This window comes from Bacillus sp. FF-1, from assembly GCF_028548245.1.
GTDB lineage: Bacteria > Bacillota > Bacilli > Bacillales > Bacillaceae_G > Bacillus_A > Bacillus_A paranthracis.
In genome coordinates, this window is sequence record NZ_JAQQGG010000002.1 from 261,997 (window position 1) to 285,413 (window position 23,417).

22 protein-coding genes are annotated in these 23,417 nt (G+C 34.0%); 19 read left to right on the forward strand and 3 right to left on the reverse strand.

Annotated elements, in window-relative coordinates; genetic code table 11:
* The first annotated feature begins 232 nt into the window (after positions 1–232).
* Positions 233–766: an RNA polymerase sigma factor gene (locus tag PQF83_RS06735; protein ID WP_000438320.1), complete on the forward strand. Its 534-nt coding sequence runs from the start codon at positions 233–235 to the stop codon at positions 764–766.
* A complete protein-coding gene (locus tag PQF83_RS06740; protein ID WP_001060776.1) occupies positions 756–1,583 on the forward strand; it encodes a hypothetical protein in 828 nt (275 codons plus the stop codon). Before PQF83_RS06735 ends, PQF83_RS06740 begins: the two co-directional genes overlap by 11 nt.
* 11 nt (positions 1,584–1,594) lie before the next feature.
* On the opposite strand, the gene PQF83_RS06745 is transcribed toward PQF83_RS06740, so the two are convergent.
* Positions 1,595–3,361, reverse strand: coding sequence for a peptidoglycan D,D-transpeptidase FtsI family protein (locus tag PQF83_RS06745; RefSeq protein ID WP_000903322.1), 1,767 nt, complete (start codon positions 3,359–3,361; stop codon positions 1,595–1,597).
* Positions 3,362–3,725: 364 nt separating this feature from the next.
* On the opposite strand from PQF83_RS06745, the gene PQF83_RS06750 reads away from it, so the two are divergent.
* From PQF83_RS06750 to PQF83_RS06780, 7 genes are all read left to right on the forward strand, one after another.
* The gene (locus tag PQF83_RS06750) at positions 3,726–5,858 is read left to right on the forward strand and encodes a peptidoglycan D,D-transpeptidase FtsI family protein (protein WP_000662968.1); all 2,133 of its coding nucleotides are present in this window, start codon (positions 3,726–3,728) and stop codon (positions 5,856–5,858) included.
* A 230-nt stretch (positions 5,859–6,088) separates the two neighbouring features.
* The gene (gene bla, locus PQF83_RS06755; RefSeq protein WP_033671989.1) at positions 6,089–7,015 is read left to right on the forward strand and encodes a class A beta-lactamase Bla1; all 927 of its coding nucleotides are present in this window, start codon (positions 6,089–6,091) and stop codon (positions 7,013–7,015) included.
* A 249-nt stretch (positions 7,016–7,264) separates the two neighbouring features.
* The gene (locus PQF83_RS06760; RefSeq protein WP_000827830.1) at positions 7,265–8,107 is read left to right on the forward strand and encodes a metallophosphoesterase; all 843 of its coding nucleotides are present in this window, start codon (positions 7,265–7,267) and stop codon (positions 8,105–8,107) included.
* A gap of 215 nt (positions 8,108–8,322) precedes the next feature.
* Positions 8,323–8,574 carry a hypothetical protein gene (locus PQF83_RS06765; RefSeq protein WP_000548624.1) on the forward strand — a complete coding sequence of 84 codons (252 nt, stop codon included), beginning with the start codon at positions 8,323–8,325 and terminating at the stop codon, positions 8,572–8,574.
* A 184-nt stretch (positions 8,575–8,758) separates the two neighbouring features.
* Positions 8,759–9,484 carry an ABC transporter ATP-binding protein gene (locus PQF83_RS06770; RefSeq protein WP_000812704.1) on the forward strand — a complete coding sequence of 242 codons (726 nt, stop codon included), beginning with the start codon at positions 8,759–8,761 and terminating at the stop codon, positions 9,482–9,484.
* Entirely contained in the window at positions 9,481–10,500 is a 1,020-nt protein-coding gene (locus tag PQF83_RS06775; protein WP_001266743.1) for an ABC transporter permease, read from the forward strand. Before PQF83_RS06770 ends, PQF83_RS06775 begins: the two co-directional genes overlap by 4 nt.
* Positions 10,501–10,524: 24 nt before the next feature.
* Positions 10,525–11,178 (forward strand): TetR/AcrR family transcriptional regulator, encoded by a 654-nt coding sequence (locus PQF83_RS06780; RefSeq protein ID WP_000711171.1) that lies wholly within the window; start codon positions 10,525–10,527, stop codon positions 11,176–11,178.
* 121 nt (positions 11,179–11,299) lie between these two features.
* Here the strand turns inward: PQF83_RS06780 and PQF83_RS06785 are convergent, their stop codons facing one another.
* A complete protein-coding gene (locus PQF83_RS06785) occupies positions 11,300–11,599 on the reverse strand; it encodes a WGxxGxxG family protein (RefSeq protein ID WP_000728162.1) in 300 nt (99 codons plus the stop codon).
* Between the two features lie 233 nt (positions 11,600–11,832).
* On the opposite strand from PQF83_RS06785, the gene PQF83_RS06790 reads away from it, so the two are divergent.
* The 8 genes from PQF83_RS06790 (at position 11,833) to PQF83_RS06825 (ending at position 21,018) form a co-directional block, all read left to right on the forward strand.
* Positions 11,833–12,801 (forward strand): YbgA family protein, encoded by a 969-nt coding sequence (locus PQF83_RS06790; RefSeq protein ID WP_001248635.1) that lies wholly within the window; start codon positions 11,833–11,835, stop codon positions 12,799–12,801.
* A 216-nt stretch (positions 12,802–13,017) separates the two neighbouring features.
* Positions 13,018–14,163: an acyl-CoA dehydrogenase gene (locus PQF83_RS06795; RefSeq protein WP_000397274.1), complete on the forward strand. Its 1,146-nt coding sequence runs from the start codon at positions 13,018–13,020 to the stop codon at positions 14,161–14,163.
* 15 nt (positions 14,164–14,178) lie between these two features.
* Positions 14,179–15,516 carry an acetyl-CoA carboxylase biotin carboxylase subunit gene (locus PQF83_RS06800; protein WP_000486739.1) on the forward strand — a complete coding sequence of 446 codons (1,338 nt, stop codon included), beginning with the start codon at positions 14,179–14,181 and terminating at the stop codon, positions 15,514–15,516.
* A 26-nt stretch (positions 15,517–15,542) separates the two neighbouring features.
* Positions 15,543–15,758 carry an acetyl-CoA carboxylase biotin carboxyl carrier protein subunit gene (locus tag PQF83_RS06805; RefSeq protein WP_001985297.1) on the forward strand — a complete coding sequence of 72 codons (216 nt, stop codon included), beginning with the start codon at positions 15,543–15,545 and terminating at the stop codon, positions 15,756–15,758.
* A 21-nt stretch (positions 15,759–15,779) separates the two neighbouring features.
* Positions 15,780–16,691 carry a hydroxymethylglutaryl-CoA lyase gene (mvaB, locus tag PQF83_RS06810; RefSeq protein ID WP_000775427.1) on the forward strand — a complete coding sequence of 304 codons (912 nt, stop codon included), beginning with the start codon at positions 15,780–15,782 and terminating at the stop codon, positions 16,689–16,691.
* 4 nt (positions 16,692–16,695) lie between these two features.
* Positions 16,696–17,484 (forward strand): enoyl-CoA hydratase, encoded by a 789-nt coding sequence (locus tag PQF83_RS06815; RefSeq protein WP_000939789.1) that lies wholly within the window; start codon positions 16,696–16,698, stop codon positions 17,482–17,484.
* A gap of 2 nt (positions 17,485–17,486) precedes the next feature.
* Complete coding sequence (locus PQF83_RS06820; RefSeq protein ID WP_000566937.1) at positions 17,487–19,028, forward strand: acyl-CoA carboxylase subunit beta; 1,542 nt, start codon at positions 17,487–17,489, stop codon at positions 19,026–19,028.
* Positions 19,029–19,077: 49 nt separating this feature from the next.
* Positions 19,078–21,018 carry an AMP-binding protein gene (locus PQF83_RS06825; RefSeq protein WP_000806466.1) on the forward strand — a complete coding sequence of 647 codons (1,941 nt, stop codon included), beginning with the start codon at positions 19,078–19,080 and terminating at the stop codon, positions 21,016–21,018.
* Positions 21,019–21,247: 229 nt separating this feature from the next.
* On the opposite strand, the gene PQF83_RS06830 is transcribed toward PQF83_RS06825, so the two are convergent.
* On the reverse strand, positions 21,248–21,484 hold the full coding sequence (locus PQF83_RS06830; protein ID WP_001112247.1) for a hypothetical protein: 237 nt from the start codon (positions 21,482–21,484) through the stop codon (positions 21,248–21,250).
* A gap of 908 nt (positions 21,485–22,392) precedes the next feature.
* Between PQF83_RS06830 and exsK the strand changes: the two genes are divergently transcribed.
* Together exsK and PQF83_RS06840 are read left to right on the forward strand one after the other, a co-directional pair.
* The gene (gene exsK, locus PQF83_RS06835) at positions 22,393–22,722 is read left to right on the forward strand and encodes an exosporium protein ExsK (RefSeq protein ID WP_000535712.1); all 330 of its coding nucleotides are present in this window, start codon (positions 22,393–22,395) and stop codon (positions 22,720–22,722) included.
* Between the two features lie 120 nt (positions 22,723–22,842).
* A complete protein-coding gene (locus PQF83_RS06840) occupies positions 22,843–23,382 on the forward strand; it encodes a GNAT family N-acetyltransferase (RefSeq protein WP_002163646.1) in 540 nt (179 codons plus the stop codon).
* The last annotated feature ends 35 nt before the right edge of the window (positions 23,383–23,417 follow it).

Consider the following 23,417-nt stretch of genomic DNA (forward strand, 5'->3'; position numbering starts at 1 on the left):
TCTAGGGAGTTAATGCCTCATTATATTCATTGTTTAAATCAAATTCTATCGTTTTAAATGTGATATTATGGAACTTGTCATTTAAGAGAATATATTGGTGATTATTTAAGATTTCTACTATTGAAAAAAATAATCAATGGAACAAATGAAACTTGTATCTTGTCTATATATTGAAACCATAATAAAAGTGAGGGTAGTTTTACGTTTATTCAAATAAGTTTGAGGTGTGGAAATGGAACAGACGTTTATTGAAAAGTGTAATCATGATGAGCTGGACGATGTTATAAAAGACTATTGGCAAGATGTATGGAATTATTCATTTATTATTACGAAAGATCCACACTTATCAGATGATATTACGCAAGATGTATTTATAAAGGTATTTAAAAATTGGAATTCATTTCGAAAGGAGTCATCTATTAAAACGTGGATATTAAAAATCACAAGAAATACGGCAATAAACTATTTGAAATCATCTTATTTTAAAAGAATATCTTTAGTAGGATTTTTTAGTGACGACAAGCAAACTGTGTCGGCAGAACAAGAGTTTTTTAAGCAAGAAGAAATGAATGATGTGTGGAAAGTTGTATTAAAACTACCTAAAAAGCACCGTGAAATAATAATATTGGACGCAAAATATGAACTATCTTATGAAGAAATGGCTGAAACACTAGGAGTATCCATTGGAACTGTAAAATCTAGATTAAGTAGAGCAAGAAGTAAGGTTTCAAAATTAATAGGGGAGGGTAGTAGTGATGAACAATAAACAAAATCCTGACTGGTATAGAAAATTAAAAAAAGGCCCAATGGAACACCGTAAAAACGAAGAAGAATATATTTATAAAATAAAGCAATCTATATATGAAAGTAATGAGGGAGGCTCTCTAAAACAAACAAGAAGATTTCGTAAAAAAGCATTGCCAATTGTTGTGGTTTTAGCTTGTACATTTTTATTTTTTATTGTTCAACAACCTTGGCTTGATAATAATAAATCACCGGTACAAAGTAGTACACAAATTAAGCCTAAAACAAAAGATGAGTCTGCTCAAGATCCAACATTAAAACAATTCATGAATGAGTTATATCAAAGTACAAATGTAAAAAATAAAAATGAATTGTATAAAGCGTTAAAAGATGAAGTTCAATTTAAAGGGAAGAGTTATAAGAAGGATGAATTGAAGTTTGATGAAGATATTTTTCATGAGTTGCAAGTCGCACTTACAATGGGGGGAGAATTTGCAAATGATACAAAACATGTATATAAAGTACCAAGTGGATTGACAGAAAGTAACCAACCAAAGCAACCTCATTTTATATATGCAACTGTTACTGGAAATAAAACGAAAATTTTAGCTGAACCAAAGCGAGAATCACAAGTTTTATATGAAGTATCTAATGAAATGGTAAAAGCTTGGATTCCAGAAAAAGCGCAGAAGGATGAATATATAAAAATATCGACAATTAACGGTAATACTGGATATGTACAAAAAGAGTATGTTTTAACTGACATTAAATACTCATTTATGTTTGAAAAGAATAATGAAGGTGAATGGAAAATAATAAATATAGATTCTATTTGGTAAAAAAGGAAGGTTCACTTTAATGAACCTTCCTTTTTGTTTTTATTCTCTTTTTGAAGAGTATTCCAGGACTCTAAAATTTCTGATGTAACGAGAGCAGCAATGTTTTTTTCTGAATTACTTCCAGGAATAACGACAGAAACGGCAATCTGTGGATCTTCGGTAGGAGCATATGCAATGAATAGAGAATGATTGATCATTCTTGCTTGCTCATTCGGAAAACCTGTAATACCTGTTTTACCAGCGACGTCAAAGGGCAACTTTTTAATCTCCTCTATATTTTGACTCATTCCACCTTGTACGACACTCCAAAAGTTCATTGGGTAACGATTTGAACTTTCTAAAATTGGTTTAAACTTTTTTGTTTCTTTACCATCTTGACCAATAATAGCACTTGCCATTTGTGGTTTATATTTATCACCTTTACTTGCTAAAGTTGCTGCATATTGAGCGAGTTGAAGAGGAGTATGCACTTCATTTCCGCCCCACGAGGCATTTAATAAAGCGGAGATTCCATTTTCAAACTTATTAGAAGGATGGAATTCATACTGACCGTCTTCTTCAAAGGGTAAATCAATCCCGGTTTTAGAACGTAGGCCGAATTGTATTAAATAATCTGTCCATATATGTGCCACTTTTTCTATATTGCCATTATGTTGGTTAAATAATGGAAGAGCTACTTTTGCTGTCATAAATGTGTTAGATGAATTAATGATAGCCTGCCTCGGTGTAATCTCACCTGTTGGTGTTCCGGGTGCATTTGTAATGTTATTTTGATTATCATACTCAAAAGTACCGTTATCTAAATACGTATCTTCAGGTTGAAAAAGTTTTTCGTTTAATCCAATTAAAATAGTAAGTGGCTTTATAGTAGAGGCCATATTTACATAAGATTCACCATACTTTAATTTTTGAATTGCTTTATTTTGCGAAAGTGATTTTAAGTTATCTATTTTAGTTGATACATGAGTATGTAATATATTTGGATCAAAAACTGCTGAGTTGGCCATAGTTAAAATTGCGCCAGTTTTTGCATCACTCACTACAGCATAACCAGCTTTAGCATCAGGTAATTTCTTAATTTGCGATCGTAATGCTTCCTCTGATTTTTGTTGCAATTTAGAATCTAAAGCTAGCCTGATATCCTTACCTTTTTGTACTTTTTGAATGTTCCATAAGAACTCTTTGTTATTCATTTTAAAAATAAGAGTTTTACCCGGTTTTCCTTTTAAATCATCTTCATATTGCAACTCAATCCCACTTTTTCCAACTGGCATATGCTTTGAATTAAGGTTATTTTCTACATACCCAATTACCTGTGAACCAATTTCATGTTTAGGATAATATCGAATCCATTCATCTTTAATTATTACATTATTCGGTTTGTTTTTGTTTATGAATGCAAGTTCATTCTCAGCTATATCAGAGTATAACGGTATATCATGCATAGTCTGTTTTTTACAAGATTGTTGTAATTGAGATTTTATGCTCTCTGAAGAAATATCATGTTGAAACTTACTTGAAAATTGATCGAAAAAAGCTAATGTATTTGATGTATCTTGTTTCGATAACTTTTCATCATTAGAAGTACAATATAGAGACTTAACTTTCTTATTTGTAGCTAGTATTACACCATTTTGATCAAAGATTTTTCCTCTTTCGGCTGAAGAAGTTGCGATAGTAACTGAAATGAAGTTGATTTTAAATAAAATTAGTAAAATCAAACCTACAATAGAAAGAACCGCAAAAAATCCCCATTTTTTTATTTTTGTATGTAACATAAAATCCTCCCTTTTGTAGCCTACTTCATCTTATAGTTAATTATTTTTTTTGTAAATGTGGAACAACTTTATTATTTAGATTGTCTATTAAGTACTACAGCATGAAGAAAGGAATAATCAGTATGAAAAGTTACTAGCCAGCCTATGTGTAAATATAGTATGAGTCACATTGCAAGCGACAAAAAACTAGAGAAAAAAAAGGAAGGGAGATTTATCAATTACGCGGCTATACCAAAAGAAATTGATACTTACAAGGATTTAGAAAAAAAGATAAGACATTATTTATAACCGAATAATGGTTTGTAATATATAGGGAACGTTTAAGTATTAGTGAGAAGTTCCAGAAGAATTATATGGAGGATTTATGAAAGAACAAAAAGGAAAGAAGCAGAAGACATATATATCTATTCGATTAAATATCATGTTCCTTTGCATATTTTTACTATTCTCAGCTATTATTATGCAGCTAGGAAAAGTACAAATCGTTGAGGGAGAGGCTTATAAGAATCAAGTGGAAAACAGTCAAAATGCAACAACTAGCATTCCAGTTCCGCGTGGACAGATTTTAGATCGAGAAGGGAAAACGGTCGTTAATAATAAGTCTCTTCGTACAATTACGTATACCAGGGTGAAGGGGATTACGAGTGACGATATTTTAAAAACAGCAAAAGACTTGGCGAAAGTACTTGAAATGTCTGAACAAGATATTAATAAATTAACTGATATCGACAAAAAAGATTTTTGGATGCAGTTGAATACGAAACGTGCGGATACAAAGATTGCTAAAAAAGATATAGAAAAGTTTAAAGAAGAGGGAATAGAGGGAAAAGAGTTAGATAAAAAAATAGAAGATTTAAGACGAAGTCGCGTTACAGAAGTAGAATTGGGTGAGTTAACAGAACAAGATTTAAAGGTGTTAGCTATTAAAAGTAAAATGAGTTCAGGTTATCAACTAACACCACAAATTATTAAAAAAGATGTAACAGATGAGGAGTATGCGCGGATAAGTGAAAATCTTGCGGATTTTCCAGGAGTAGATGCAACGGTTGATTGGGAACGTAATTATGTAAATGGTAATTTGTTTCGTTCCGTATTAGGTAATATTACGAGTAGTGAAGAAGGTCTGCCGAAAGAAAACTTAGATTCTTATTTGGTACGCGGATATAACCGTAATGACCGTGTCGGAAAAAGTTATATTGAACAACGATATGAAGATGTATTACATGGCACAAAAGAAGAAGTGAAAAACATTACTGATAAATCAGGAAACATTATGAATACAGAAGTAATCGCTAAAGGAAAAAGTGGTAAAAGTTTAACATTAACGATTGATATGGAATTACAAAAGAAAGTGGAAGAAAGTATAGAGAAAAACTTGAGAGCTTTTAAGAGTTCAGAGCCGCTACTCGATCGAGCTTTTGTCGTCATGACGAATCCAAATAACGGACAGATTTTATCTATGGCAGGCAAAAAGATTGTAGAAAAAGAAGGAGTACTAGAGATTGAGGATTTGGCATTAGGCAATATGACAACTTCGTATGAGCTAGGCTCTGCTGTAAAAGGTGCTACTTTATTAACTGGATATGAGACAGGAGCAATACATCCAGGAGATCAATTTTATGATGCACCGATGAAATTTAAAGGTACACAAGCTAAGAAATCGTGGAATGTATCTGGATTTGGTAATATTAATGATTTACGAGCTTTACAAGTATCTTCGAATGTATACATGTTCCAGACAGCTTTAAAAATTGCGGGAGTTAATTACGTACCAAATGGCTCATTGGATATTAAACAAGGAGCATTTGATACGATGCGCTATTATTTCAAGCAATTTGGTTTAGGCGTCCCAACAGGTATCGATTTACCGAATGAAATAATTGGACAAACGAGAAAAGTAGATAGTCAACCTGGATTTTTACTAGACTTTTCCATCGGTCAGTATGATACGTATACGCCGTTGCAATTAGCTCAATATATTTCAACGATTGCGAATGGTGGTTATAGAATGCAACCTCAAATTGTACAAGAAATACGAGAACAATCAATTAAAGAAGAGGTTGGTAAAGTTATTCGCTCTATAGAGCCTGTCGTATTAAATCGGATTGATATGAAGACAGAATATATTGATCGAATAAAAGAAGGGTTTAGATGGGTATTCCAAGAAGGGGATGGAACTGGCGTAAAGCATTTCAAAAATGCTCCATATAAACCAGCAGGAAAGACAGGGACAGCCCAAACTGTGTATGGTGGAGATGATCCAATTGGTAGAAATGCAAAAGGAGAACGTATGGAATGTTACAACTTAACGTTAGTTGGATATGCTCCATATGATAATCCAGAAGTAGCATTCTCAGTAGTAGTTCCGTGGCTTCATAATGATAAAAGTGGAATTAATTCTATAATTGGAAAGGAAGTTTTAGATGCATATTTTGATTTAAAACAGCAACGTATACATGGTGAGGGTGCTAGTACAGATAGTCCTAATCAAAATTAGTAAAATTTGTGTACTTTTCTCAGGGGAAGAGACCCTATTTTATATAAAGCATTTATAAGTAAAAAGATGAGGTGTGAAATAAGGGGTAGCGTCGATCATAGTTGCTACTCTTTATTTTGTTAATAACACCGATATTAGTTATAAAATTTTTTTAGATTATGGAACAAATTTATTTTGGTGATTGTCTATTATATGTAAGTAAAAAAAGTGTTAAGAATTTGAAAGGAATGATGATTTTGAAAAACAAGATGCTGCTAAAAATAGGAATATGCGTTGGTATATTAGGTTTAAGTCTTACAAGCCTAGAAGCTTTTACAGGAGGACCATTGCAAGTTGAAGCGAAAGAAAAGACTGGAAAAGTGAAACATAAAAATCAGGCGACGCATAAAGAGTTCTCTCAACTTGAGAAAAAATTTGATGCTCGATTAGGTGTATATGCGATTGATACTGGTACAAATCAAACAATCGCTTATCGACCTAACGAAAGGTTTGCCTTTGCATCAACTTACAAGGCTTTAGCGGCAGGGGTATTACTGCAACAGAACTCTACTAAGAAATTAGATGAAGTTATTACTTATACGAAAGAAGACTTAGTGGATTATTCACCTGTTACAGAGAAACATGTAGATACTGGAATGACACTAGGAGAAATTGCGGAGGCTGCTGTTCGTTATAGTGATAATACTGCAGGGAACATTTTATTTCATAAAATAGGCGGACCGAAAGGATATGAAAAAGCGCTTAGAAAGATGGGGGATCGGGTTACTATGTCTGATCGCTTTGAAACAGAGTTAAACGAGGCTATTCCAGGAGACATTCGTGATACTAGTACAGCAAAAGCAATTGCTACGAATCTTAAAGCTTTTACGGTCGGAAATGCACTTCCTGCTGAAAAACGTAAGATACTTACAGAGTGGATGAAAGGAAATGCGACAGGAGACAAACTTATTCGTGCAGGTGTACCAACTGACTGGGTAGTTGGAGATAAATCAGGTGCAGGAAGTTACGGGACAAGAAATGATATTGCTATCGTTTGGCCACCAAATAGATCACCTATTATCATCGCAATTTTATCTAGTAAAGATGAGAAAGAGGCTACCTATGATAATCAACTAATTAAAGAGGCGGCTGAAGTTGTAATCGATGCTATTAAATAATAATCTCTTAGTTATTTCAGTTTTTTACCATATGTTGTTGGGTATATAAAATTAGAAAACGATTCTTTTTCGTATGAAAAGAATCGTTTTTGTATTTTTATTATTAAGAGGATGACGGTAAAATAAATATATATGACGTATCCGATATGAAATTTCATGTACTGTACTATATTCAATAAAAAATCAAAAATGTATCATATAATTCTGTTAACATAAAATAAGTGTTTTATAAAAATAAAAGGAGAGAATATGAAGAGAAATATTAATAGAATCATATTGTTTATTGGCATATTAGTAGCTTTTATTACTTTTTTATATTTACAGAACAATTTAATAGGTATAACTGAGGTTAAAATAACCTCTAGTAAAATACCCTCCTCTTTTAAAGGGTATAAAATTCTACAAATTTCAGACTTACACAATAAACAATTTGGCAATAAGCAAGGTGTATTAATTCAAAAAATTGAAAGCATAGACCCAGATATTATTGCGATTACGGGTGATTTAATTGACAGTAAATCATACGATGCAGAAGTTAGTATGCAATTAATACGAGAAATTGTAAAGGAGTATCCTGTATATTTTGTGACAGGAAACCATGAACAATGGTCTGGAAAGTATAACCGTTTAGAAAAAGAGTTGAAGAAATATGATGTCAATGTTTTAAGGAATGAACATGTAGGCATTCGAAAGGGGGAGCAAGAAATAAATTTGCTAGGTATTGATGATCCGGAGTTTGTAACTGGAAACCGTGATGAAGGAAATATTGTAAAAGATGCAATTTTAAAAGCGAAATTTGAAATGCCTCCAAATACATTTGATGTATTATTATCCCATAGGCCTGAATTTTTGACAGAATACGCTGATGAGCAACTAGATTTAGTATTATCGGGTCATGCTCATGGAGGGCAAGTTAGATTGCCATTTATCGGAGGATTAGTTGCGCCAAATCAAGGTGTTTTACCTAAATATACAGCGGGTTTATATGTAGAACAAAATACATCAATGGTAGTGAGTAGAGGATTAGGAAATAGTATCATTCCGCAAAGGATTTTGAATAGGCCAGAAATTGTAGTCGTGCAGCTAAATTAAGCTGTACGATTTTTTTTATACAAAAATGAGTAAAGGGGCTTTCTGTATTTTGCAGGAGTAAACATTACAATTTTGTTAAAAATTTTCTACGTTACATAAAGTAACAAAATTTGACCCTCAGTGTTTGTTATAGTGTAAATAATCAAAAAACTTAAAATTTGTCGAGTGAAAAGTGTGATAAGTAATTCATGTAAAAAACTTAAAGGGGTGTACACATGCATAAAGAATACGAAATTGAAGAGTATACGGCGATTGAGGAACAAATACATTATTATTGTAAATGTTTATTAGTAACTCATCCTGATCAAATTATAAAGTATTTAGAAAAAAGATTAGAAAAATATGCAGAAACATTACAATATGCACATTTATATCCCGACACAGTTATATTACCGTTACAGCAATTAGTTATTGAATATTCTTTAGATGTTGCTAGAATTAGGAAATATATGAATTTAAAAACGTAAAGCAAATTATATAATTTAAATGAAACAGAGTCGACTTTAAGAAAGGATATTCTAATGTCGACTCTGTTTCATTGTTTAATATTATTGACGGAAAACCATACTAATCAATGAAGTTTGACATATAATTACGCAAGAGTAAAATAAAAGTGAGTACTCACTCATTTTAGAGAAGGGGGAAGAATACGTGAAGCAGCCTGCCATTATTTTACGGACTGTATCAAAAAGTTTTGGGAAAAAAGAAGTTTTACACAATCTTTCATTACAAGTTGAAAAAGCAGAGATATTTGGTTTAGTTGGGCCTTCAGGTTCTGGGAAAACGACTCTTATTAAATTGATTGCAGGTATTAACGAAGCAACGGAAGGTGAAGTGCTTGTTTACAACACGAACATGCCTAATTTAAATGAAATGAAAAGAATTGGTTATATGGCTCAAGCTGATGCATTATACGAAGAACTATCAGCATATGAAAATGCAGATTTTATGGCAACGATGTACGGATTAAAGGGAAAGTATAAAAAAGAAAGAATTGAAGAAGTTTTTGACCTTGTACAATTATCACAACATATGAAAAAGCAAGTGCAGCATTTTTCAGGCGGGATGAAGAAGCGTTTATCATTAGCAATAGCACTCCTTCATGAACCAGAAATATTAATTTTAGATGAGCCAACAGTGGGAATAGATCCGCTTCTTAGAAAAACAATCTGGGCAAAATTTTATGATTTGAAAAAGAAAGGCACAACGATAATTGTAACGACACACATTATGGACGAAGCTGAATTTTGTGAACGCCTAGGGTTAATTAGAGAAGGAAAGCTAGTTGCGACTGGTACAACTGAAGAATTGAAAAAGCGGGTATCATCAGGAAGGATTGAAGATGTCTTTTTGTTGGAAGAGGTGGCTGAATCATGAGAGTTACCGGTGTAATCATTCGTATTATTCGCCAATTTTTTCGAGATAAACGTTCGTTAGCGATGATGTTTGGGGCACCTATGTTATTACTTTGGTTATTGTCACTAGTGTTTACACAAAAGGACTATGTACCGCATATTGCTGTTGTTGATATGCCCGCTCAGTTAGTAAAAGTGATGAAAAATCAGGAAGCGTCAATTTATGAATATAATATAGAAAAGGCAATGTCTGAGCTGGAAAATCAAAAGGTAGATGCAGTCATTCGTTTGGAAAATGGAAAAATGAATATTGTATTAGAAGGTAGCGATTCGTCAAAAAATAGTGCTGTACTTCAAATATTACAAAAAAGTACAGAGAAGAACGATATATCGATTATGAAACATGAAGTGAATTATTTACATGGCTCTAAAGACTTTACAATGTTTGATGGGCTTGGTCCTGTATTAATCGGTTTCTTTACATTTTTCTTTGTATTCATTTTATCAGGGGTGTCTTTCGTAAGAGAACGTTTAAGTGGTACTTTAGAAAGGTTATTATCGACTCCAATTAAAAGATGGGAAATAGTTGTAGGATATATTATTGGTTTTGGGATCTTTGCATTTATACAATCCATTATTATCGTAAGTTTTTCAGTTTACATTTTAGACTTGTATGTAGCTGGCTCCATATGGCTAACGCTACTTATTACATGTATGCTTTCTTTAACGGCATTAACTTTAGGGACGTTTTTATCGGCATACGCAAATAATGAATTTCAAATGATCCAGTTTATACCGCTTGTCATTGTGCCACAAATTTTCTTTTCGGGTTTGTTTCCAATTGAATCGATGAATAAGTGGCTTCAAATGTTAGGGAAATTATTTCCACTCACATATGGCGCTGACGCAATGAGACAGGTGATGATTCGAAATCAAGAATTTACAGAGATTGCATTAGATCTTACCGTATTATTACTTTTTTCAATATTATTTGCAATAGGGAATGTATTTGCATTAAAGAAACATCGAAAAATATAATGATGATACAAAGGGGCATTATAGATGAAGAAAGATTGGCTGGAAGAATTAATTGCCGCAACTAACACGGATAAACGAAATGAACGTCAAATGCGTATATTAGAGGCGGCTGTTGATATGTTTGGAGAAAAAGGATACGCTTCAACTTCAACAAGTGAAATTGCAAAGCGTGCTGGTGTAGCGGAAGGAACAATCTTCCGCTACTATAAAACGAAAAAAGATTTATTATTAGCAGTCGTCATGCCGACATTAACAAAGTTTGCTGCACCATTTTTCGTACAAGCCTTCGCAAAGGAAATATTTAAATCGGAGTATGAATCGTATGAAGGGCTTCTAAGAGTTATTATTCATAATAGATTTGAATTTGCAAAAAAGCATTTTCCAATGATAAAAATATTAATTCAAGAAGTGCCATTTCAGCCAGAACTGAAAAATGAAATACAACAATTAGTAGAAACAGAGTTGCTTTGCCATTTTAAAAAGTTAATTGCAAAGTTTCAAGTAGAAGGGGAGATTATTGAAATGCCCCCATCTTCTGTTTTACGACTTACTTTATCAGCTGTATTAGGTTTATTATTAACACGGTTTTTATTATTGCCTGAAGAAAAATGGGATGATGAAACTGAAATTGAAAATACGATTCAGTTTATATTGTACGGATTAACGCCACGAAATTAATCGTCGAAGTATGAATTACATATCTTACATTTAAGTAAAATAATAAATCGCCTTTAAAAAGGCGATTTATATTTGTTATATTTTTGATAAATAAGTACTTGTTTACTAAAAACATTCTAAATTAACGTACTTCTTTGTCTCTTCTTCTAAGACCTAATAATCCTGCTAGTCCTAATAAACCGAGCCAAGCCCAATTATTATTTCTATCACGATTATCATTTAAATCATTTGTTGTATTTACATTTCGAGTTCTTACATCATTATTAACTCTGTCTAAGTTATTGTCATTCACTCGAGTTGAAATGTCAGTGTTATTAACTCTATTCATATTAGTTCCATCGTATTCAGCATGGGCAGATGTACCTAAAAACATAATAGAAAGTGCTAAAACACTTACAATAGATGATAATTTCTTCTTCATAACGATCCCTCCTTTCTTACGTGTTAATTTCTCCAGAGTATGTGTATATTATTCGTTTCACAGTATTTAAACCGTCATTATAGAGGGCGCATTTATAGAAAATAGAGTTGAATGATTGCAAATATATCATTTGCTATATTTGCAATTATAAAATTAAAGGAATCAAACTTTGCTTAAAATGTTAATCTTAGTACAATTTATATTATACGGACTAGCATTAAGGAGGTAATGAAATGCGACAATTTGCAAAACCTACAATCGTTGTAAGTAAATGTTTAGAGTTTGATGCTTGTCGTTATAATGGAGAGATGATTCCGGATGTAACAATACGAAATTTGCAGCCATTTGTTACATTTATACCTGTTTGTCCAGAAGTCGAGATTGGATTAGGGACTCCTCGTGAAACGATACGAATTGTAGAAGAAAATGGTGAGAATAGACTTGTGCAACCGTCAACACGAGAAGATGTAACTGAAAAAATGGAGCAGTTTTCAAATGACTTTTTACAAATGATATCGGATGTGGATGGTTTTATTTTAAAGAATCGTTCGCCAAGTTGTGGTACGCGTGATGTGAAAATTTATTCTAGTTTTGAAAAAGCGCCAGCAAAGGGAAAAGGATCTGGCTTATTTGGCGGAGCAGTAATAAAAAAATTTTCGCATCTTCCTATTGAAGAGGAAGGCAGATTGTCGAATTTTATTATTAGAGAGCATTTCTTTACAAGGCTATTTACAATCGCATATTACAAGATGATTAAACATAATAAAAATATGAAAGATCTTGTATCGTTTCAGTCGGATAATAAATATTTATTTATGGCATATAATCAGGTGAAACAAAAGGAATTAGGGCGTATAATTGCAAATCACAAAAATGAAAAGATTGAAGTTGTATTTGAAAATTATGAGAAGACTTTATATGAATTATTTATGCGCACACCCCGCTATACATCAAATGTAAATGTATGTGAGCATATTTTTGGATACTTTAAAACAAAGCTGAAAAAACAAGAAAAAGATCATTTTTTAAATTTAATACAAAAGTATATAGAAAAGAAAATTCCGCTTAGTAGCTTACTTGCAATTTTAAAATCATGGGCTCTTCGATTTGATGAAAAGTATTTATTAAGACAAACATATTTCGAACCATATCCTGAAGCTTTAGTAGAGATTTCAGATTCAGGTAAAGGTAGAGATTATTAAACATAAAATTACATAATTCGACAAGAAAACTCCTATGTTGTTGTAGAACAATGTAGGAATTTTTTTGTGCATTAGTACAGAATCTGTTTTAAAATTAAATTATGACAGAATTATAACAATTATCTAACTAATGTTCTTGTCTTTTCATTCGTAATGTTTGTAGTAGAAACTCGCACGCTGTCGAAACTCAATATTCGATAAGGGGTGTGTAGCGGAATGGAATTTACTCTAACTCGCGAAAAACAAATGATTAAAGAAATGGTACGTGACTTTGCTGAAAAGGAAATCGCACCGAAAGCTGTGTATTATGACAAAACTGCAGAGTTTCCATATGAAACATTTCAAAAAATGGGCGAACTAGGATTATTAGGCATCCCATTCCCAGAAGAGTATGGAGGTTCAGGTGGCGATACAGTATCGTACGCGTTAGCAGTTGAAGAAATTGGTCGTGCTTGTGGTGGGACAGGATTAAGTTACGCTGCAACAATTTCATTAGGTGCTTCTCCAATTTATTATTTCGGTACAGAAGAACAAAAACAGAAATATTTAGTTCCAATGGCATCAGGCAAAACTTTAGGTGCTTTCGGACTAACTGAGCCGAATGCTGGATCTGATGCAGGTGGCACACAAACGAAAGCTATATTAGACGGAGACGAGTATGTTATTAGTGGTGAGAAGTGTTGGATTACAAATGCAGAGTATGCAAATACAATTATTGTAACCGCTGTCAACGGTGTTGAAGAGAATGGTAGAAAACGTATTTCTGCATTTATCGTACCGACTACTAGTGAAGGGTTAACGATCTCAAGCCCTTACGATAAGATGGGCGTACGTGCTTCTAATACTTGTGAAATCGTACTTGATGGTGTACGTGTACCGAAAGAAAATATTCTTGGTGATGTAAATAAAGGATTTAAACAATTCTTATATACACTTGATGGAGGACGTATTTCAATTGCAGCATTAGCTGTTGGTATTGCACAATCTGCATTTGAACGTGCATTGCAATATGCGAAAGAACGTCAACAATTTGGAAAATCAATTTCTAATTTCCAAGCGATTCAATTTAAATTAGCTGATATGGCAACTGAAGTAGAGCTAGCGCGTAATTTAGTACATAAAGCAGCTTGGTTAAAAGATAACGATAAACCTTTCGGTAAAGAAGCGGCTATGGCAAAACTTTTCGCATCTGAGGCTGCTAGTCGTATTGCAAATCAAGCGGTACAAATTCACGGTGGATACGGCTATATGCGTGAATATGAAGTAGAACGACATATTCGTGATGCAAAACTATTAGAAATTGGTGAAGGAACTTCTGAAATTCAACGTCTCGTAATTGCTAGACATTTAGGATGTAGATAAAAAGGAGGAATCACTATGTTTCAAAAAATATTAATTGCTAATCGCGGGGAAATCGCAGTTCGTATTATGAAAACTTGTCAAAAACTTGGCATTCGCACTGTTGCTATTTATTCTGAGGCAGATGAAAATGCCTTGCATGTAAAAATGGCAAATGAAGCTTACTTAGTAGGTGGGCCACGTGTCCAAGAAAGCTATTTAAACCTTGAAAAAATTATTGAAATAGCTAAGAAGACAAATGCTGAAGCAATCCACCCGGGGTATGGATTATTATCTGAGAATCCATCTTTTCCGGTTCGTTGTAAAGAAGAAGGAATCGTATTTATCGGTCCATCAGAAGAAATCATTACGAAGATGGGAAGTAAAATCGAATCACGTATTGCGATGCAAGCTGCAGATGTGCCAGTAGTTCCGGGTATTACTACAAATATTGAAACTGCTGAAGAAGCAATTGAAATTGCTAAACAAATTGGTTACCCATTAATGTTGAAGGCATCCGCAGGCGGCGGAGGCATTGGAATGCAGTTGATGGAAACTGAGCAAACGCTCACCAAAGCATTTGAAAGCAACAAAACGAGAGCACAAAACTTCTTCGGTAACGGAGAAATGTATTTAGAGCGCTATATTGCAGATGCACATCATATTGAAATTCAGCTTTTAGCAGATACACATGGTAACACAGTGTATTTATGGGAGCGTGAATGTTCAGTACAGCGCCGAAATCAAAAAGTAATTGAAGAAGCACCTTCACCATTTTTAGATGAAGGTACACGAAAAGCGATGGGTGAAGTTGCTGTACAAGCTGCCAAAGCTCTAGGGTATACAAATGCTGGTACAGTTGAGTTTCTAGTAGATGATCAGAAGAACTTCTATTTCTTAGAGATGAATACGAGATTACAAGTAGAGCATCCAGTTACAGAAGAAATTACTGGTTTAGATCTTGTAGAACAACAACTTCTAATTGCATGTGGTGAAAAATTATCGTTTACACAAGATGATGTAAAACGTAGTGGTCATGCCATTGAGGCACGTATTTATGCAGAAGATCCGAAAACTTTCTTCCCATCACCTGGGAAAATTACAAATTTAACGCTTCCAACAAATGTACGTATTGATCACTTTTTGGAGAATCAAGTAACGATTACACCTTTCTATGATCCAATGATTGCGAAAGTCATTGCTCATGGTGAAACGCGTGAAGAAGCAATTTCGAAATTACATGATGCTCTAGAAGAATTAAAATTAGAAGGTATTAAAACGAACACGCCAATGCTGCTTCAAGTATTGGAAGATGATGTGTTCAAAAGTGGTATTTATACAACGGGTTTTGTAACGAAACAACTTGTTAAAAAATAAGATTTAACAATACTAAGGGGGAAAAAATGATGACGAAAGTATATGCATCGATGGCAGGAAACGTTTGGAAGATTGTTGTAGGAGTAGGAGATACAGTAGAGGAAGAGCAAGATGTCGTCATTTTGGAATCTATGAAAATGGAAATTCCAATCGTTTCAGAAGAAGCTGGCACAGTTATGAAAATTAATGTGCAAGAAGGCGATTTTGTAAATGAAGGAGATGTATTACTAGAAATTGAATAGGGAGATATAGGGGGAAGCGAATTGAAACTACCTAATTTTGCTGTCATTAAAGAAGTCGGGCCACGTGATGGCTTACAAAATGAAAAAAAGATTGTTGGCACAAAAGATAAAGTAAAATGGATTCAACTACTTACAGAGGCGGGATTATCGTACGTTGAAGTTTCCTCATTCGTTCACCCTAAATGGGTCCCTGCATTAGCAGATGCAAATGATGTGTTTTCTGAGCTGAAAAGGGATCCCAATGTTACATATGCAGCGCTTGTTCCAAATCAAAATGGTTTGGAACGAGCTTTTTTGCAAAATGTAGATGAGGTGAATGTTTTTTTATCAGCAAGTGAATCTCATAATAAAAGTAATATTAATAAATCAATTAAAGAAGCATTAGTTGTAATTGAAGATATAACAAAACAGGCATTATTCGAAGGGAAAAAAGTAAGAGGCTATGTTTCTACTGTATTTGGATGTCCTTATGAAGGGGATATAAGTGCTACAGCAGTTGACGAATTATGTGATCAACTATTTTCATACGGCATTTATGAAGTATCTCTTGGCGACACAATCGGAGTAGCAAATCCACTACAAGTAGAGCGAGTATTAGAGCATTTATTAAAGAAATATGATGCTTCGCAGTTTGCAATGCACTTCCATAATACGTACGGAATGGCTCTTGCGAATGTAGTAAAGTCTTTAGAATATGGTATTACAACATTTGATAGTTCTTGTGGTGGCCTTGGGGGATGTCCATATGCACCAGGAGCATCAGGTAATGTTGCAACTGATGACTTAGTTCATATGCTCCATAAGTTAGGTGTCCAAACGAATATTGATGAAGAGAAGTTATTGAGAGCGAGTCAATTTATTCAGAGTAAATTAAATATCCAATTACCGAGTCATGTGTATAGAGCGCTTCAACATAAAACGATAAGTAGGTGAGAAGATGCTACAATTACAAAACATTTCAGTTGATTATGTAACACCGCACGTTGTAAAGATTTCCTTAGATCGTGAAAGACAAGCAAACTCATTATCTTTAGCTTTATTAGAAGAGTTACAAAACATTTTAACTCAAATAAATGAAGAGTCAAATACTCGTGTAGTTATTCTAACAGGTGCTGGTGAAAAAGCGTTTTGTGCTGGTGCTGATTTAAAAGAACGTGCTGGCATGAATGAAGAACAAGTTCGCCATGCTGTTAGTATGATTCGCACTACTATGGAAATGGTTGAACAATTACCACAGCCAGTTATTGCTGCTATAAATGGAATCGCACTTGGTGGTGGTACGGAATTAAGTTTAGCTTGTGATTTTAGAATTGCGGCTGAATCTGCAAGTCTTGGTCTTACTGAAACTACACTTGCAATTATACCAGGAGCAGGTGGCACGCAGCGTTTGCCAAGATTAATTGGTGTTGGTAGAGCGAAAGAATTAATTTATACAGGTAGACGTATTTCAGCACAAGAAGCAAAAGAATATGGTCTAGTAGAATTTGTTGTACCACCTCATTTACTTGAAGAGAAAGCGATTGAAATAGCAGAGAAAATTGCTAGTAATGGTCCTATTGCTGTTCGATTAGCGAAAGAAGCAATTTCAAACGGTATTCAAGTTGATTTACATACCGGATTACAAATGGAAAAACAAGCGTATGAAGGTGTAATCCATACGAAAGATAGATTAGAAGGATTACAGGCATTCAAGGAAAAACGCACACCAATGTATAAGGGGGAGTAAATATGATAGATCAAAAAGAACAATCGAATACATTTGAAGAACGAGTTGAAACGATTAAACAAGGCGGCGCACCAAAATATCATGAACAAAACAAAGCGAAAGGTAAACTATTCGTTCGAGATCGCTTAGCTCTTTTATTTGATAATGGTGAATATGTAGAAGATGCATTATTTGCAAATTGTGAACAAACAGGATTACCTGCTGATGGTGTTATAACTGCAACGGGTAAAATACATGGTCGTACTGCATGCGTAATGGCAAATGATTCTACGGTAAAGGCTGGTTCATGGGGCGCACGTACAGTTGAAAAGATTTTACGTATTCAAGAAACGGCAGAAAAATTACGTGTTCCGTTATTTTATTTAGTTGACTCTGCTGGGGCGCGTATTACTGATCAAGTTGAAATGTTCCCAGGGCGCCGCGGGGCAGGAAGAATCTTCTATAATCAAGTGAAATTATCAGGTAAAGTCCCGCAAGTATGCTTATTATTTGGACCTTCTGCAGCTGGTGGTGCTTATATTCCAGCCTTTTGTGACGTTGTAATGATGGTAGAAGGAAATGCATCTATGTATTTAGGATCTCCTCGTATGGCTGAGATGGTTATCGGTGAGAAGGTAACTTTAGAAGAGATGGGCGGAGCTCGTATGCATTGCTCTGTATCAGGATGCGGAGATGTTTTATGTAAGACAGAAGAAGATGCGATTACACAAGCAAGACAATACATTTCATATTTTCCAAATAACTACTTAGAAAAGACTCCATTGGTTACACCTCAAGAACCGAAACAATTCGATAAAACGTTAGAAGAAATCATTCCAGAAAATCAAAATGCTCCTTTCAATATGAAAGATCTTATTAATAGAGTTATTGATGAAGGTTCTTTCTATGAAGTGAAAAAATTATTTGCTCAAGAACTCATTACAGGTTTAGCACGTATTGATGGTAAGCCAGTAGGTATTATTGCAAATCAACCGCGAATGAAAGGCGGCGTATTATTCCACGATTCAGCTGATAAAGCAGCGAAGTTTATTAATTTATGCGATGCATATCATATTCCGTTATTGTTCCTTGCAGATGTACCTGGATTTATGATTGGTACAAAAGTAGAACGTGCTGGTATTATTCGTCACGGTGCAAAAATGATTTCCGCAATGAGTGAAGCAACTGTACCGAAAATTTCTATCGTTGTTCGTAAAGCATATGGTGCTGGTTTATATGCGATGGCAGGTCCAGCCTTTGAGCCAGATTGCTGCCTAGCATTACCGACAGCTTCTATTGCGGTAATGGGTCCAGAAGCCGCGGTCAATGCTGTATATGCAAATAAGATTGCAGCTTTACCAGAAGAAGAGCGTGATAGCTTCATTGCTGAAAAACGCGAAGAGTATAAGAAGGATATTGATATTTACCATTTAGCATCAGAGATGGTCATTGATGGTATTGTTCATCCAAACAATTTAAGAGAAGAGTTAAAAGGACGATTCGAAATGTATATGAGTAAATATCAAGTATTTACGGATCGTAAACATCCGGTTTATCCAGTTTAAAAGCCCTATTTAGGGCTTTCTTGCTCAAAAAGTCAAGGAGGGGAAAACATTGAAACAAGCAGTTTGGTTTCCAACAGAAGAGTATAAAGAAAAAACGCGTTTATATGGTTGGATGAAATCATTGGGCTATGAAGATTATGAAACGTTTTATAAAAAGTCAATCGAAGAAACAGCTTGGTTTTGGGGAGAAGCTGAGAAAGCAGTTGGCTATCAATGGATGAAACCTTATACAGAAGTGCTAGATTTAGAAAATGGTACGCCGTTTGCACAGTGGTATAATGGCGGAACATGTAATGTTGTAGAATCGGTTTTATCACGCTGGCTTGCAGACGATGAAACAAGAACACAACCAGCACTTCAGTATGAAGGGGAAAATGGAACTTCAAAATCATTTACATATGAAGAGCTTGATAGCTGGGTAAGTCGCGTTGCAAACGGTTTGAAACATGCGGGTATTGAAAAAGGTGACCGTGTCACAATTTATATGCCGATGATTCCAGAAACAGTTGTTGCGATGCTAGCTGTAATGAAAATCGGAGCAATTATTTCACCAATATTCTCAGGATTTGCGTCTGATGCAGTCATGACACGCGTGCAAGCGGCAGGATCTAAAATGATTATTACTGCAGATGGTTTTTCACGCCGAGGTAAAGTTGTTTCATTAAAAGACGAAGTAGATAAGGCTTGTGAGCATTGTCCAACTGTTGAAAAAGTTGTTATCGTGCGTCATGCAGGAAATGATTTTACACCGCATAATTATGATTTCTCATGGAGTACGTTAGAAAAAGAAAAGCCATTTGTACATGCTGAAGAAATGCATAGTGATGATCCATTAATGCTCATTTATACATCAGGTACAACTGGAAAACCGAAAGGGACAGTACATACTCATGCTGGATTTCCATTAAAGGCAGCTTTTGATGCGGGGTTCGGAATGAATATTAAACAAGGTGACCGCGTATTATGGGTAACAGATATGGGATGGATGATGGGACCATTTTTACTATTCGGTTCTCTTATTAATGGAGCAACGATGGTTATGTATGAAGGTGTTCCGGACTTCCCAGAGGCAGATCGTTTATGGGAGACAGTTGATAAATATAAAATTACACATCTCGGTATATCACCAACATTAATTCGTGCGTTAATGGCAAAAGGTGATGAGTATGTAAATAAACATTCGCTTAAGAGTTTAGAAGTATTCGCCTCAACAGGTGAGCCTTGGAATCCAGATCCTTGGATGTGGCTATTTGAAACGGTTGGAAAAAGTAATGTACCAATTTGTAACTATTCAGGCGGGACTGAAATTTCTGGTGGGATTTTCGGAAACGTCCTTATTAAACCAATTGCACCGATTAGCTTTAACGCTTCTTTACCAGGAATGGCAGCGGTTGTGCTCGATGATCAGGGCAATCCGATTCGTGATGAAGTTGGAGAATTATGTTTAGAGAAACCTTGGGTTGGTATGACGAAAAGTTTCTGGGAAGACGATGAGCGTTACGTGAACACATATTGGTCACGTTTTGAAAATAAATGGGTTCATGGTGACTGGGTGGTTTATGATGGTGAGCAATATATTATTACAGGACGCTCAGATGATACGCTAAACATTGCTGGAAAACGCATTGGACCTGCTGAATATGAATCTATTCTTGTGAAGCATAATGATGTCATAGAAGCTGCCGCGATTGGTGTACCAGATGATGTAAAAGGTGAAGTTTGTCATTGTTTTGTAGTATTAAGAGACAATGTAACATTCTCAGGAGAATTAAAGAAAGAATTAATGAGTTTAGTAAACTCTCATATTGGAAAAGCATTATGTCCAAAAGATATTCACGTTGTAGAAGATTTACCGAAAACACGTAATTCTAAAGTAATGCGACGCGTCATTAAAGCTGCTTATTTAGGAAAAGAATTAGGCGATTTATCGTCACTTGTGAATCCTGAGGTAGTTCCGTTTATTCAGGGGTTGCAGTCTAGTAAATTATAAAACTCGGAATGAGCTCTATTTAATTAGAGCTCATTTTTGTATTTACTAATATAAGTGAAGAGTAGAAGATAAAAAGAAGAGTGGAAATATTAAGGTAGAAAAGTGAGGAAACGGAAGATGGAAGTTAAACAATGAGACGGTTTATATATCTAACTTTTTAAGTATTTTGTATGTCTAAAATGACTAATATAAAGGGAATTCCACTTCTCTTAAAAATTTATAAATCTAATTAAGGTTGAGTTATGTTCGTTGTAATGCAACTAGCTAAAAACTTATCATTAAATGTAATTGAGCCTTCAACGGTGAATGGCATTTTAATTGTTAGGTTCTTACTCATATAATCAAATCCAATTTCCTGTTCACATTCGCCGCAATTGATCGAAGAAGATATTAGTGTGCCAGATAAAATATTGTAAACAATGGTTAAGCAAACTGGCTGAGTTAATCCTGGTAAAACACAAGGCATTGTATTTTAACCTCCTTTTCTATTAATTAGGAAATGAAATGTAGGGGGGTTCGATTTTGGGGAAGAGTTAATAAATTAGGTTAAAGTGTAGAAATAAAAAATATTGTACAACATGTTTTAAATTGTAAATTTAATATGGAAAAAAGTTTAGGTTTTGTTTATTAATTTAGGAGGGTGAGAGAGGAAGTAGAAGTTATACTTCTATTTCCTCTGAAAAATTACTTGGACTAAGGTTGAGTTAAATTCGTTGTAACGCAACTTGCCTGGAATTTGTCATTGAATATAAGAGTACCTTCACCAGTAAATGGCACTCTAATAACTAGATTCTTACTAGTATAATCGAATTCCGTTTCTAGAGTACAACTTCCACAATCAACAGTAGAAGATATTAGTATACCCGATGAAACATTATAAACAAGCGTTAAACAAAGAGGCTGTGTTAAACCTGTAACAATACAAGACATTCTATTTACACCTCCTATGCTACTTATTAATAATAGTAAATGTAAATAGGATAACTTTTGAAACGGTAAATGCGGAAAAATTACAACAAATAGATAGAATATTTTTTGGTAATAGAAAGAAAGTTTTGAAGTAGATTTAAATAGTAATTTGATAGATCTTTCTAAAAAAATAGCTTTAACTCATATTTTCTATAGATACATACTGGCGTCAAATTATTGGAGGCCAGTTTAAAATTTTTAAATACAATTACTAAAGAGATTTTTTTGGGAATTGTACATAAATGAAGGGTTTAAATTAAAGGCAGAAACGGTAATGGATTAGTTTTTAATTAAAATAAAAAGATTTAGTACAAAAGTTTGTTTTTTCTTTTCTATGTTTTTGCCTCATACACTTTGAAGCTAGTGGACATACTATATTAATAGAAATGACTAGGGGGTGAGATTTTGGGATCTCGTTATAGTAATTCTAGAAAAAAGTGTTCATGTAAACAGTGTTCAGGCAAACAGGATGATTGTTGGGATGTTTTTGAAGAGTGTAAAAAAGAACATGAAGAGCAAAATAAGGCATGTGACTGTTGCTGTGTACAAGGAATTAGAGATGAGCTGAGAAAGTTAGTAAACAGATCAGTGCGTATTACAACAGGAACTAATAATTATGCAGGAACTGTTTCTTCAGTTACTTGTGATGTTGTAAAGCTTGCTAATAGTGCTGGCGTAGTTACAGTAATTATTTCAGTTTGTAAAATTGAAGCGATTGAACCATTGTTAACATAGGAAACATAGCATAATTAGGTTATGTTTTTTGTAAAGCCATTCTTATGAATGGCTTTATTTTCATTTCGTATAAAAGGAGAATATATTCTATATATAGAAATAAGTTTGAGGATATATAGAATGGTGTATGAAAGGAGAATGGAGTTGATTAAATTAGAATCCTTAAAAAGATCCGATTTCAAACAATTAATAAATTGGATTGATTCCGAAGAATTTTTAATACAATGGTCAGGAAATGCATTTACATATCCTTTAAATGATCAGCAATTAGAACAATATATAGAAAGTACAAATACACTTGCATTCAAAGTAATAGATGAAGAGAGCAAAGAAGTAATTGGTCATATTTCACTTGGACAAATAGACAATATAAATAAATCTGCAAGAATTGGAAAAGTACTAGTTGGTGATACGAAAATGCGAGGACGTTCTATAGGGAAACATATGATGAAAGCAGTACTTCATATTGCATTTGAAGAATTAAAACTACATAGAGTAACACTTGGTGTTTATGATTTTAATACGTCCGCCATTTCTTGTTATGAAAAAATAGGATTTGTAAAAGAAGGTTTATTAAGGGATTCAAAAAAAGTAGGGGAAACGTATTGGAATTTATGGGAAATGAGTATGTTAGAATATGAATGGAGAGCTAAAATATAATTGTTTTCTATAATTATGTTAATTAAAAGGGGATT

Coding starts and splice junctions, on each gene's coding strand:
- PQF83_RS06765 (WP_000548624.1), top strand. CDS start 8,323: ATGCATAAAGAATACGAAATTGAAGAGTATACGGCGATTGAGGAACAA.
- PQF83_RS06760 (WP_000827830.1), top strand. CDS start 7,265: ATGAAGAGAAATATTAATAGAATCATATTGTTTATTGGCATATTAGTA.
- PQF83_RS06805 (WP_001985297.1), top strand. CDS start 15,543: ATGATGACGAAAGTATATGCATCGATGGCAGGAAACGTTTGGAAGATT.
- PQF83_RS06780 (WP_000711171.1), top strand. CDS start 10,525: ATGAAGAAAGATTGGCTGGAAGAATTAATTGCCGCAACTAACACGGAT.
- PQF83_RS06820 (WP_000566937.1), top strand. CDS start 17,487: ATGATAGATCAAAAAGAACAATCGAATACATTTGAAGAACGAGTTGAA.
- PQF83_RS06735 (WP_000438320.1), top strand. CDS start 233: ATGGAACAGACGTTTATTGAAAAGTGTAATCATGATGAGCTGGACGAT.
- PQF83_RS06740 (WP_001060776.1), top strand. CDS start 756: ATGAACAATAAACAAAATCCTGACTGGTATAGAAAATTAAAAAAAGGC.
- PQF83_RS06775 (WP_001266743.1), top strand. CDS start 9,481: ATGAGAGTTACCGGTGTAATCATTCGTATTATTCGCCAATTTTTTCGA.
- PQF83_RS06750 (WP_000662968.1), top strand. CDS start 3,726: ATGAAAGAACAAAAAGGAAAGAAGCAGAAGACATATATATCTATTCGA.
- PQF83_RS06840 (WP_002163646.1), top strand. CDS start 22,843: ATGGTGTATGAAAGGAGAATGGAGTTGATTAAATTAGAATCCTTAAAA.
- PQF83_RS06790 (WP_001248635.1), top strand. CDS start 11,833: ATGCGACAATTTGCAAAACCTACAATCGTTGTAAGTAAATGTTTAGAG.
- PQF83_RS06785 (WP_000728162.1), bottom strand. CDS start 11,599: ATGAAGAAGAAATTATCATCTATTGTAAGTGTTTTAGCACTTTCTATT.
- PQF83_RS06795 (WP_000397274.1), top strand. CDS start 13,018: ATGGAATTTACTCTAACTCGCGAAAAACAAATGATTAAAGAAATGGTA.
- PQF83_RS06830 (WP_001112247.1), bottom strand. CDS start 21,484: ATGCCTTGTGTTTTACCAGGATTAACTCAGCCAGTTTGCTTAACCATT.
- PQF83_RS06800 (WP_000486739.1), top strand. CDS start 14,179: ATGTTTCAAAAAATATTAATTGCTAATCGCGGGGAAATCGCAGTTCGT.
- bla (WP_033671989.1), top strand. CDS start 6,089: ATGATTTTGAAAAACAAGATGCTGCTAAAAATAGGAATATGCGTTGGT.
- PQF83_RS06745 (WP_000903322.1), bottom strand. CDS start 3,361: ATGTTACATACAAAAATAAAAAAATGGGGATTTTTTGCGGTTCTTTCT.
- PQF83_RS06815 (WP_000939789.1), top strand. CDS start 16,696: ATGCTACAATTACAAAACATTTCAGTTGATTATGTAACACCGCACGTT.